This is a genomic window from Pseudomonas sp. UBA4194 (genome assembly GCF_002379585.1).
Classification (GTDB): domain Bacteria; phylum Pseudomonadota; class Gammaproteobacteria; order Pseudomonadales; family Pseudomonadaceae; genus Aquipseudomonas.
The window spans coordinates 1-11,776 of the sequence record NZ_DFUE01000045.1 but is presented as its reverse complement, the minus strand read 5'-3'; the positions used below and the strand labels follow the sequence as shown (position 1 = coordinate 11,776).

Annotated in this window: 9 protein-coding genes; 3 read left to right on the top strand and 6 right to left on the bottom strand. The window is 63.0% G+C overall.

Annotation, left to right across the window (positions count from 1 at the left end; genetic code table 11):
- The first annotated feature begins 1,451 nt into the window (after positions 1–1,451).
- The 3 genes from B3397_RS11905 (at position 1,452) to B3397_RS11895 (ending at position 4,339) form a co-directional block, all read left to right on the top strand.
- Positions 1,452–2,237, top strand: a complete 786-nt coding sequence (locus B3397_RS11905; protein WP_296250242.1) for a sulfite exporter TauE/SafE family protein — start codon at positions 1,452–1,454, stop codon at positions 2,235–2,237.
- 133 nt (positions 2,238–2,370) lie between these two features.
- Positions 2,371–3,597, top strand: a complete 1,227-nt coding sequence (locus tag B3397_RS11900) for a GGDEF domain-containing protein (RefSeq protein WP_296250241.1) — start codon at positions 2,371–2,373, stop codon at positions 3,595–3,597.
- A 58-nt stretch (positions 3,598–3,655) separates the two neighbouring features.
- On the top strand, positions 3,656–4,339 hold the full coding sequence (locus B3397_RS11895; protein WP_296250239.1) for a RibD family protein: 684 nt from the start codon (positions 3,656–3,658) through the stop codon (positions 4,337–4,339).
- Positions 4,340–4,414: 75 nt separating this feature from the next.
- On the opposite strand, the gene prpF is transcribed toward B3397_RS11895, so the two are convergent.
- The 6 genes from prpF to B3397_RS11865 all read right to left on the bottom strand — a co-directional run bounded on the left by prpF (position 4,415) and on the right by B3397_RS11865 (position 11,440).
- Positions 4,415–5,605: a 2-methylaconitate cis-trans isomerase PrpF gene (gene prpF, locus B3397_RS11890; protein WP_296250236.1), complete on the bottom strand. Its 1,191-nt coding sequence runs from the start codon at positions 5,603–5,605 to the stop codon at positions 4,415–4,417.
- A 34-nt stretch (positions 5,606–5,639) separates the two neighbouring features.
- Complete coding sequence (gene acnD / locus B3397_RS11885; protein ID WP_296250234.1) at positions 5,640–8,234, bottom strand: Fe/S-dependent 2-methylisocitrate dehydratase AcnD; 2,595 nt, start codon at positions 8,232–8,234, stop codon at positions 5,640–5,642.
- A gap of 163 nt (positions 8,235–8,397) precedes the next feature.
- A complete protein-coding gene (locus B3397_RS11880) occupies positions 8,398–8,610 on the bottom strand; it encodes a hypothetical protein (protein ID WP_296250232.1) in 213 nt (70 codons plus the stop codon).
- 48 nt (positions 8,611–8,658) lie between these two features.
- The gene (prpC, locus tag B3397_RS11875; RefSeq protein ID WP_296250230.1) at positions 8,659–9,786 is read right to left on the bottom strand and encodes a bifunctional 2-methylcitrate synthase/citrate synthase; all 1,128 of its coding nucleotides are present in this window, start codon (positions 9,784–9,786) and stop codon (positions 8,659–8,661) included.
- A 50-nt stretch (positions 9,787–9,836) separates the two neighbouring features.
- Positions 9,837–10,724, bottom strand: coding sequence for a methylisocitrate lyase (prpB, locus tag B3397_RS11870; protein ID WP_296250228.1), 888 nt, complete (start codon positions 10,722–10,724; stop codon positions 9,837–9,839).
- The gene (locus B3397_RS11865; protein ID WP_296250225.1) at positions 10,721–11,440 is read right to left on the bottom strand and encodes a GntR family transcriptional regulator; all 720 of its coding nucleotides are present in this window, start codon (positions 11,438–11,440) and stop codon (positions 10,721–10,723) included. The genes prpB and B3397_RS11865 overlap by 4 nt, the downstream gene beginning before the upstream one ends.
- Positions 11,441–11,776: the final 336 nt, after the last annotated feature.

The following is an 11,776-nucleotide window of genomic DNA, read 5'->3' as shown; positions in this document are numbered from 1 at the left end:
GTGGACGGCGCGAGCGCGGGCAGAGCCCGCTCACACAGGGGATTGGGGGGGCAGGCGGGCGGGTGTCTACCGCAGTGCCGTTGTGGGAGCGGGTTCTACCCGCGATGGCGGGTGATTGGGCGGCGCAGGATTAGGAATGTTCAGTGGCAGTCATTCCGCCATCGCGGGCAGAGCCCGCTCCCACAGGGGATTTGCGTGGCAGTCGGGACTGGTGACCGCCGCAGATCCTCTGTGGGAGCGGGTTCTACCCGCGATGGCGGCTGGGTGGGCGCCGCAGGATTTGGGATGTTCGGTGGCAGTGATGGCGCCATCGCGGGCAGAGCCCGCTCCCACACGGGGATTTGCGTGGCAGCTGGAACTGGTGACCACTGCAGATCCTCTGTGGGAGCGGGTTCTACCCGCGATGGCGGCTGGGTGGGCGGCGGAGGATTTGGGATGTTCGGTGTCAGTGATGGCGCCATCGCGGGCAGAGCCCGCTCCCACAGGGAATTGGCGTGGCAGCTGGGACTGGTGACCACTGCAGATCCCCCTGTGGGAGCGGGTTCTACCCGCGATGGCGGCTGAATGGGCGGCGCAGGATTTGGGGTGTTCGGTGGCAGTGATGGCGCCATCGCGGGCAGAGCCCGCTCCCACAGGGGATTTGCGTGGCAGCCGGGACTGGGGACCACCGCAGATCCGGTGTGGGAGCGGGTTCTACCCGCGATGGCGGCAGGGTGGGCGGCGCAGGATCTGGAATGTTCGGCGTCAGTGATGGCGCCATCGCGGGCAGAGCCCGCTCCCACAGTGGATTTGTGTGGCAACCCGGACTGGTGACCACCGCAGATCCCTTGTGGGAGCGGGTTCTACCCGCGATGGCGGCTGATTGGGCGGCGCAGGATTTGGGGTGTTCGGTGGCAGTGATTCCGCCATCGCGGGCAGAGCCCGCTCCCACAGGAGATTTGTGTGGCAGCCGGGACTGGTGACCGCTGCAGATCCCCCTGTGGGAGCGGGTTCTACCCGCGATGGCGGCTGGGTGGGCGGCGCAGGATTTGGGATGTTCGGTGTCAGTGATGGCGCCATCGCGGGCAGAGCCCGCTCCCACAGGGAATTTGCGTGGCAGTCGGGACTGGGGACCACCGCAGATCCTCTGTGGGAGCGGGTTCTACCCGCGATGGCGGCAGGGAGGGCGCCGCAGGTTCTGGAATGTTCAGTGGCAGTGATTCCGCCATCGCGGGCAGAGCCCGCTCCCACAGGGGATTTGCGTGGCAGCCGGGACTGGTAACCACGGCAGATCCTCTGTGGGAGCGGGTTCTACCCGCGATAGGCTCCGCTGTATTGGGTAAGAGATGAGGGGCTAGCCGATACGGTTATAAGCTAATACCGCATAGTTATGAATGGCTATAACGGAACTTGGTATCCTGCCGCCCGGCTACCGCTCCCGCGATGCCGTATCTGATGTGTAGGACGTAAGAATGGATGTAGGTTTTCTGGGCTTCAGTGTGGCTGGGCTCGTCGTAGGTTTCATCGTTGGCATGACCGGTGTGGGTGGGGGATCGTTGATGACGCCGATCCTGCTCTGGTTCGGGATCAATCCGGCCACCGCCGTGGGCACCGACCTGCTGTATGCCGCCATCACCAAAGGCAGCGGCGTTTGGGTCCATGGGCGGAACAAGAACATCGACTGGAAGATCACCGGCTGGCTGGCGCTGGGCAGCGTGCCCGCGGCGGCGCTGACCTTGTTGTACCTCAAGAGCCTGCATACCGAACCCCAGGCCATGGGTTCGGTGATCAAGCAGGCGCTGGGCGTGGTGCTGTTCCTGACTGCACTGGCGATCCTGTTCAAGAAGCGCCTGCAAACCTTCGCCAGCCGCCATGCCGGTGACCGCTACAACCTCAGCCCCAATGCCCTGAACGCGTTGACCGTATTCACCGGTGTGGTGTTGGGGGTGATGGTCTCGCTGACGTCCATCGGCGCCGGGGCCCTGGGCACCGTGGGCCTGTTTCTGCTCTACCCGTTCCTGGCCACCCGGCGTCTGGTGGGCACCGAGATCGCGCACGCGGTGCCGCTGACCCTGGTCGCAGGCATGGGGCATGCCAGCATGGGCAACATGGATTGGTCGCTGCTGGGTTACCTGCTGCTGGGTTCATTGCCAGGCATCTATCTGGGCAGCCACCTGTCAGGGCGCGTGTCGGATGAAATCCTGCGGCCTTGTCTGGCGGTGATGCTGTTGCTGATCGGCTACAAGTTGGCGTTTTAACCCTGTCGGCACGGCGTTCGTCGCCGTGCTGAACTGTTTGATGGGTGAGGCACAATCCCTTCGCAAGGCTCTGGCATAATGGTGGCGCCCGTTCGGGCACAGCCTGTTCGCCACCTCAGAATCGCGCCGCCCTATGTTGCTCAACGACCCCGTCACCCTGCTGTGCATTCTTACGCCATTCGGGTTGATGACCGCGCTGGTGCTGTGTTTGTCCTATATCGGACTGGGCAAATCGACCCTGGCGCTGCGTTGGTGGTTGATCGGTGACCTGGTGCTGGCCCTCTACCGTGTCATTCCCCTGCTGCAACCGGGCCTGTTCGACGCAACGCCGCCATGGCTTGAAGTGCTGTCGCCCAGAGCCACATTCATCAGCAACATCGCCGTGCTGTTGATCGCCATCGGCGCGCATACCGTGGCCTTGCATCACCTGAACGAGAAGGTAGGAAGTGCAGGCCGGCAGGCACGCCTGTTATTGCTGCCCTCGCTGATTTTCGCCACCGGCGCAGTGGTGCTGATCGACACGCCTTGGATCCTGCCGTGGTTTCTGTTCTGGGTCCTGGTCAGCATTGCCCTGCAAGTGCGTGTGACCCGCGCCCTCGCGCGCCACTACCGGGGCGCCTGGGGCTTGCTCGCTGGCCAGTTCGCGTTGCTGGCGTTCCACGGCTACAACTTCCTGTCCATGCTCGTCGAGCTGCCGCCGGTGCTGCCGTTCGACGAGCCAGATTTGCCCTCGCTGATGGCGTTGATCATGGACTTCATGGTGTCGTTCCTGTTCACCCTGGCCTTCGCCCTGATGTTGCAGGAGCAACTGCGCCTGCACATGCAACAGCTCAGCATTACCGACAGCCTGACCGGAGCACTGAACCGGCGCGGCGCGCTGGCGGTACTGGACAGGGAGTGGCAACTGGCCGAGCAGCACCATTACCCCATCGCCGTGGCGATGCCGGACCTGGACAACTTCAAGCACATCAACGACCGCTTCGGTCATGGGGTTGGCGACCAAGCGCTGCAAAGCTTCTCCAGCGCTGTCGCCGGCCTCAAACGCCAAAGCGATGTCTTCGTGCGCTGGGGCGGGGAAGAGTTCGTGCTGGTGTTTCCGCGCACCACAGTCGCCCAGGCCGAGCATTTCATGGGCCGGTTGCGCGATGCCCTGATCGCACGTCAGCCGAGTGCCGAGCTGCCATTTCAGCTGGCCTTCAGCGCCGGTCTGGCGGACACCGGGGGCATCGCCGGCAGTGGTCAGGAAGCCGTGCTCAAAGCCGTGGACAAGGCGCTCTACCGGGCCAAGCGCTATCGCGACCGGGTCGAGCAGGTACAGCCAGCCGACCTGCCCTTGGCCGAGGTCCACCGTTCAGGCTGAACTTATGCCAGGCAATGCCAGTCGGGAATAGTGTTGCCCACCTGACCGGAGCCCTTTTATGAAGCCCTATGTAATCTGTCACATGATGTCGTCGATCGATGGTCACGCCCTGACCGATGGTTGGGATCGTGATTTCAAGAAGAAGGCGGGTGATCTTTACGAAACGCTGGCTCAGACATTCGAGTTCGATGCTTGGGCTTGTGGCCGCGTCACAATGCAGGAAATTGCCCACGACGACGGTTATCCCGCAGGTTTGGCGACAGGCCCTATAGAGCGCAGCCATTACTTCGCCGAGCGGTCTGCTGAAACCTACGCGGTGTCCATCGACCCTCACGGCAAGGTCGCCTGGAAAACCAACGAGAGCCTGGGCTCCCATGTGGTGGAAGTAGTGACCGAAGCCGTCAGTGATGACTACCTGGCGTACTTGCAGAGCGTGAAGGTCTCGTACCTGTTTGCCGGTAAGACCGAGATCGATCTGAGCGTTGCCCTGGATGTGCTGGCCCGTGAGTTAGGGATCAAGCGGCTCGTGGTGGAGGGAGGGCCTCATGTCAGCGGCTCGTTCGTCAACGCCGGACTGGTGGATGAAGTCAGCGTGTTGATACTGCCCCTGGTGGATGGTCGCGGCGAGCATCCGGCCTCGTTCGAAGTCGAGGAATCTAAGTGGCAGCAGCCGACCTATCTGAAACTGAGCAGCGCCGACGTGCAGAGCGATGGGGCCCTGTGGTTGCGGTATAAGCGATAAGCGGGGACGAGGGGCGCAGCGCAGGGCCTTTTGGCGGCTGCACGCCCCTCCTGCAGAAATGAAAGGGTGCGGTCGTTATGCAAGCGAAGAGGGCACCCGCACCCAACCTTCCATCAATACCCGGGCGCTGCGGCTCATGATGGCTTTGGTCACTTTCCAGCCGCCCGACTCGTCACTGGCCTGTGCACCAACGCGCAGGGTGCCAGAGGGGTGGCCGAAGGTGACCGCAGTGCGTTCACCGCCACCGGCCGCCTCATTCACCAGCGTGCCCGGAATGGCTGCCGCAGTGCCGATGGCGACTGCCGCAGTGCCCATCATGGCGTGGTGCAGCTTGCCCATCGACAGTGCCCGGACCAACAGATCGATATCGCCCGCCGTGACCGGCTTGCCACTGGACGCCAAATAGTCGGCCGGGGGAGCCACGAACGCCACCTTCGGCGTGTGTTGGCGTTGCACAGCTTGCTCCAGGTTGTCGATCAGTCCCATGCGCAGCGCACCGTGGGCACGAATCGTCTCGAACATGGCCAAGGCCTTGGCATCGCCATTGATGGCCTCCTGCAACTCGATGCCGCTGTAGCCGATGGCGCGGGCCTCGAGAAAGATCGTCGGAATACCGGCATTGATCAGGGTGGCGCGCAGAGTGCCGATACCTGGGACTTCAAGGTCATCCACCAGATTGCCGGTGGGGAACATCGAGCCGCCGGCGCCGTCCTCGTCAGCGGCGGGATCGAGAAACTCCAGTTGCACCTCCGCCGCCGGAAAGGTCACGCCGTCGAGTTCGAAATCCCCGGTTTCCTGTACCTGACCTGCCGTGATCGGAACGTGGGCGATGATCGACTTGCCGATGTTGGCTTGCCAGACCCGCACCGTGGCGATGCCATTCTCGGGAACCCGTTGCGGATCGATCAGCCCATTGGCGATAGCGAACGGCCCCACGGCGGCGGAAAGGTTGCCGCAGTTGCCGCTCCAGTCGACGAAAGCACTGTCGATGGAGACCTGACCGAACAGGTAGTCGATGTCGTGGCCGGGACGGCTGCTGCGGCTCAGGATCACCGTCTTGCTGGTGCTGGAAGTTGCCCCACCCATGCCATCGATCTGCTTGCCATAGGGGTCCGGGCTGCCGATGACGCGCAGCAGCAGCGCGTCACGGGCAGGGCCGGGGTGTTGCGCGGCGGATGGCAGATCGGCGAGCTTGAAGAACACGCCCTTGCTGGTGCCGCCACGCATGTAGGTAGCGGGGATGCGAATCTGTGCGGGGTGAGTCATGTCGATACTCCTGGAAAGGAACGAACCACGGGCTTCATGCAGCCACCGTTGCTTTGAGGAAATCCTGAGCGAAGCGCTGCAGCACGCCGCCGGCTTGGTAGATGGACACTTCCTCGGCGGTATCCAGGCGACAGGTGACGACCACCTCCTGGCGTTGGCCGTCGCGTCGGGTGATTACCAGCATCAAGTCGGCCCGCGGCGTTGGCTGGCCGATCACGTCGAAAGTTTCCGTGCCGTCGATGCCCAGTGTCTTGCGGTCGGTGCCGGGTTTGAACTCCAGCGGCAATACGCCCATGCCCACCAGGTTGGTGCGGTGGATACGCTCGAAGCCTTCGGCGGCGATGGCCTCGACGCCGGCCAGGCGCACCCCCTTGGCGGCCCAGTCGCGGGACGAACCTTGACCGTAGTCGGCACCGGCGATGATGATCAGCGGCTGCTTGCGTTGCATGTAGGTCTCGATGGCTTCCCACATCCGCGTCACCGTGCCTTCCGGTTCTATCCGCGCCAGCGAGCCCTGCTTGACCTTGCCGTTCTCCATCACCATTTCGTTGTACAGCTTGGGGTTGGCGAACGTTGCCCGCTGGGCGGTCAGATGGTCGCCGCGGTGAGTGGCATAGGAGTTGAAGTCTTCTTCGGGCAAGCCCATTTTCGCCAGGTATTCGCCAGCGGCACTGTCCAGCATGATGGCGTTGGACGGCGACAGGTGATCGGTGGTGATGTTGTCCGGCAGCACCGCTAGCGGGCGCATGCCCTTGAGGCTGCGTTCGCCGGCCAAGGCGCCTTCCCAGTAGGGCGGGCGGCGGATGTAGGTGCTCATTTCGCGCCAGTCGTAGAGCGGCGCGACTTTGGGCCCGGTGTCTTCATGGATGGCGAACATGGGGATGTACACCTGGCGGAACTGCTCGGGCTTGACCGAGGTCTTCACCACGGCATCGATTTCCTCATCGGCGGGCCAGATATCGGCCAGGCGAATCTCGCGGCCGTCGGCAGCGATGCCCAGTACATCCTTTTCGATGTCGAAGCGGATGGTGCCGGCGATGGCATAGGCCACGACCAGGGGGGGTGAGGCCAGGAAGGCTTGCTTGGCGTACGGGTGGATGCGGCCATCGAAGTTGCGGTTGCCCGAGAGGACCGCCGTGGCGTACAGGTCGCGGTCGATGATCTCCTGCTGGATGACTGGGTCGAGTGCGCCGGACATCCCGTTGCAGGTCGTGCAGGCGAACGCGACGATGCCGAAGCCCAGTTGTTCGAGCTCCGTGGTCAGGCCTGCTTCGTCCAGGTACAGGGCCACGGTCTTGGAGCCTGGCGCCAGGGAAGACTTCACCCAGGGCTTGCGGGTCAGGCCCAGGCGATTGGCGTTGCGCGCCAGCAGGCCGGCAGCGATCACGTTGCGCGGGTTGCTGGTGTTGGTGCAGCTGGTGATGGCTGCGATGATCACTGCGCCATCGGGCATTTGCCCAGGGACCGCGTCCCATTGACCGGCAATGCCCTGAGCGGCCAGATCGCGGGTGGCGAAACGGGCGTGGGGGTTGCTAGGGCCGGCCATGTTGCGTACCACCGAGCTGAGGTCGAAACGCAGGCCACGCTCGTACACGGCGTTGTCCAGGCTGTCGGCCCACAGCCCGGTCAGCCGCGCATAGTCTTCCACCAACTGCACCTGCTGGGCTTCGCGGCCGGTCAGCTTGAGGTAATCGATGGTCTGCTGGTCGATGTAGAACATCGCTGCCGTAGCGCCGTATTCCGGGGCCATGTTGGACAGCGTGGCGCGGTCGCCAAGGGTCAGGGCGCGAGCCCCCTCGCCGAAGAATTCCAGGTAGGCGCCAACGACTTTTTGCTGGCGCAGGTATTGGGTCAGGGCCAGCACCATGTCGGTGGCGGTGATGCCCGGCTGCAGTTTGCCGGTCAGCTCGACGCCGACGATTTCGGGCAGACGCATCCACGATGCCCGGCCAAGCATGACGCTTTCGGCTTCCAGGCCACCGACACCGATGGCGATGACGCCCAGGGCATCTACATGAGGCGTGTGGCTGTCGGTGCCCACGCAGGTGTCGGGGAAAGCCACGCCGTCGCGCACCTGGATCACCGGCGACATTTTCTCCAGGTTGATCTGATGCATGATGCCGTTGCCTGGCGGGATCACATCGACGTTCTTGAAAGCTTTCTTGGTCCAGTCGATAAAGTGGAAACGGTCTTCGTTGCGGCGGTCTTCGATGGCGCGGTTCTTTTCGAAAGCCTGGGGGTCGAAACCAGCGCTTTCCACGGCCAGGGAATGGTCGACGATCAGTTGGGTCGGTACCACCGGGTTGACCTGGGCGGGGTCGCCGCCTTGGTCGGCGATGGCATCGCGCAGGCCGGCGAGATCGACCAGGGCGGTCTGGCCGAGGATGTCATGGCACACCACGCGGGCGGGGTACCAGGGGAAGTCGAGGTCGCGCTTGCGCTCGATCAACTGGCGCAGGGAGGCGTCCAGGGTGGCGGGGTCGCAGCGGCGCACCAGGTTTTCCGCCAGTACTCGGGAGGTGTAGGGCAGGGTGGCATAGGCGCCCGGCTGGAGGGCTTCGACGGCTTCTTGGGCGTCGTAATAGTCCAGTGGGCTGTTGGGAAAGGGCTTGCGATAGTGTGTGTTCATCAGGTCGGCTCACGGTGCAAGGCGGTGGATCGGCGGTGCGGCGTTCTTACGGGCTTGGCAGGACATCTGCGGCGCGCCCATCGCGGGTAGAACCCGCTCCCACAGGGGTCTTCACTGGCTTGAAGATCCTCAGCATTGCTGGAGATCTTCACTGGCTTGAAAATCACCAGCAGTACTGGATATCTCCATTGGCTTGGAAAGCCCCAGCAGTACTGGAGATCTCCACTGTCTGAAAAGCCCCAGCATCACTGGAGATTCCATGGCCAGGAAGATCCCCAACATCACTGGAGATCTCCACTGTCTGAAAATCCCCAGCTTCACTGGAGATTCCATGGCCAGGAAGATCCCCAACATCACTGGAGATTTCCATGTCCATGGAGATCCCCTGTGGGAGCGGGCTCTGCCCGCGATGGCGGCGGTACGGTCAGCGCTGGTCCAGCGGCACGAACTCGCGCTGTTCGACTCCTACATACTCGGCGCTGGGCCGAATGATCCGGTTGTTGGCACGCTGCTCGAACACGTGGGCGGCCCAGCCAGTCACCCGCGAGCAGACGAAGATGGGGGTGAACAGCTCGGTAGGAATGCCCATGAAGTGGTACGCCGAGGCATGGTAGAAGTCGGCATTGGGAAACAGCTTCTTCTGCTCCCACATGGTCTTGTCGATGGCCTCGGACACCGGGTACAGCACCGTGTCGCCCACCTCTTCGGCCAGGCGCCGGGCCCACCCCTTGATCACTTCGTTGCGCGGATCGTTATCCTTGTACACGGCATGGCCGAAACCCATGATCTTGTCCTTGCGCTCCAGCATCGCCAGGGTGCCGCGCACGGCCTCATCGGGCGAGGCGAATTTCTCGATCATTGCCATGGCGGCTTCGTTGGCGCCGCCGTGCAGCGGCCCACGCAGCGAACCGATGGCGGCGGTCACGCACGAGTACATGTCCGACAGGGTGGACGCACACACACGAGCGGTGAAGGTCGAGGCATTGAACTCGTGCTCCGCGTACAGAATCAGCGACACGTCCATGACCTTGCTGTGCAATTCGCTGGGCGTCTTGCCATGCAGCAGAAACAGGAAGTGCGCGGCGAACGTGTCTTCATCGCTGCGGCAGTCAATGCGCACACCGTGGTGACTGTAGCGATACCAGTAGCACATGATCGCAGGAAATGCGGCCAGCAGCCGGTCGGTGACATGATGCTGCTGCTCGAAGCTGCGCTCCGGCTCCAGGGTGCCGAGGAACGAAGCGCCCGTGCGCATCACATCCATGGGGTGAGTATTGGAAGGGATGCGCTCCAGCACTTCCTTCAATGGCTGGGGCAAATCGCGCAGGCTGCGCAATTTGCCTTGATAGGCGGCCAGTTCGTCCTGGCTGGGCAGTTCGCCGTACAGCAACAGGTAGGCCACTTCTTCGAACAGTGCATGTTCGGCCAACTGACGCACGTCGTAGCCCCGATAGGTCAGGCCTGCGCCGGGCATGCCGACCGTGGACAGCGCGGTTTGTCCGGCCACCTGGCCACGCAGGCCGGCCCCACTGAGTACTTTTGCTTCGGCCATTTGCTTTCTCCGATTTTGGATTTGTTATGGGAAATGGGCGGTAGGGCTGTTCACTTCTTCTGCGCGAACAGCGCGTCGAGCTTCTGCTCGAATGTGTGATAGTCGATGGCGTCGTAAAGCTCCATGCGAGTCTGCATCGAGTCGATGACATTTTGTTGCGTACCATCGCGGCGAATCGCGGTGTAGACGTTTTCAGCGGCCTTGTTCATGGCGCGGAAGGCCGACAACGGGTAGAGCACCAGCGAAACGTCGGCGCCTTTGAGCTGTTCGGTGGTGTACAGCGGTGTGGCGCCGAATTCGGTGATGTTGGCCAGGATCGGTGCCTTCACCCGCGCGGCGAACAGCTTGTACATCTCGAGTTCGGTGATGGCTTCCGGGAAGACCATGTCCGCACCTGCTTCGATGCAGGCGGCAGCGCGATCCAGAGCAGCCTCCAGGCCCTCCACTGCCAAGGCGTCGGTGCGCGCCATGATCACGAAGCTGTCGTCAGTGCGGGCATCCAGGGCGGCCTTGATGCGATCAACCATCTCCTGCTGGCTGACGATTTCCTTGTTCGGCCGGTGTCCGCAGCGCTTGGCCCCCACCTGGTCTTCGATGTGCATGGCAGCGGCGCCGAACTTGATCATCGACTTGACCGTGCGCGCGACGTTGAAGGCCGAGGAGCCGAATCCGGTGTCCACATCCACCAACAGCGGCAGGTCGCAGACGTCGGTGATGCGTCGCACGTCGGTGAGTACGTCGTCCAGCCCGCTGATGCCCAGGTCCGGCAGCCCCAGGGAGCCTGCGGCGACACCGCCGCCGGACAGGTAGATAGCCTTGAAGCCGGCGCGCTTGGCCAGCAAGGCATGGTTGGCGTTGATGGCCCCGACCACTTGCAGGGGGGACTCGCTGGCGACCGCATCGCGGAATCGCTGGCCGGGGCTGTTGTGCGAACTCATGGTTTATCTCCTGGGGTCTTGTTGTGGTTGGCGTCCAGGTAATGGCGCTCGATATTGCGTTTGGACGCACCGATGTGCCGGCGCATCAACAGCTCGGCCAACTCGCCGTCGCGCTCGGCGATAGCGTCGAGAATCCGGTGGTGCTCGGCGAAGGCCTGATGGGGTCGGTTTGGCGTGGCCGAAAACTGGATGCGGTACATGCGCACCAATTGATAGAGGTCGTCGCAGAGCATTTGCACCAGCGTTTGGTTGCCGCTGCCCTGAATGATTCGGTAGTGGAAATCGAAATCACCTTCCTGCTGGTAGTAGCCTACGCCAGCCTGGAAAGCGGCATCGCGCTCGTGGGTATCGAGCACCTGGCGCAGTTCGTCGATCTGCTCGCGGGTCATGCGTTCGGCAGCCAGACGACAGGCCATCCCTTCCAGGGATTCGCGGATTTCGTACAGCTCGATCAGTTCGGCATGATTGAGCGATACCACACGGGCGCCGACGTGGGGGATTCGGACCAGCAGGCGTTGACCTTCTAGTCGGTGAATCGCCTCGCGTAGAGGACCTCGGCTGATGCCGTAGGTGCGGGCCAGTTCAGGTTCGGAGATCTTGCTGCCCGGGGCGATTTCGCCACTGATGATGGCAGCCTGGATGCGCCGGAAAACGTTCTCCGAAAGGGTTTCGGAATCGGCGGTAGTAGGGGCAAGCAGTGTGGCCTGAGCGGGCATATTGTTGACACATGCTGGAGGGCTTGGGTGTCAAACTAGCTTTGTGAGGGGTTTTGGTCAAGTGTGGTGCGGGCATTGTCGACAGTGCGGGTGAGGGGGGGGTCGAGGTGAGTGGCGGATGGTCCCCTGACCCGGCCCGGGAGGGGGTGGGTGGGTGGGGACCACTCTGCCGAGCCTGCTCGGTCCGTACCGACCCGCCGGCAACCAGCTCCTTGCCAATCGCGTCACTTATCGCGGGAATATCCTTGGGGTTACGCTACGTGTTCAGCGTCGCACCGTTGGCACCACACTACTTTACTTCCTTGTACACCCACTCGGCCGGCTTGCTTGTGACCC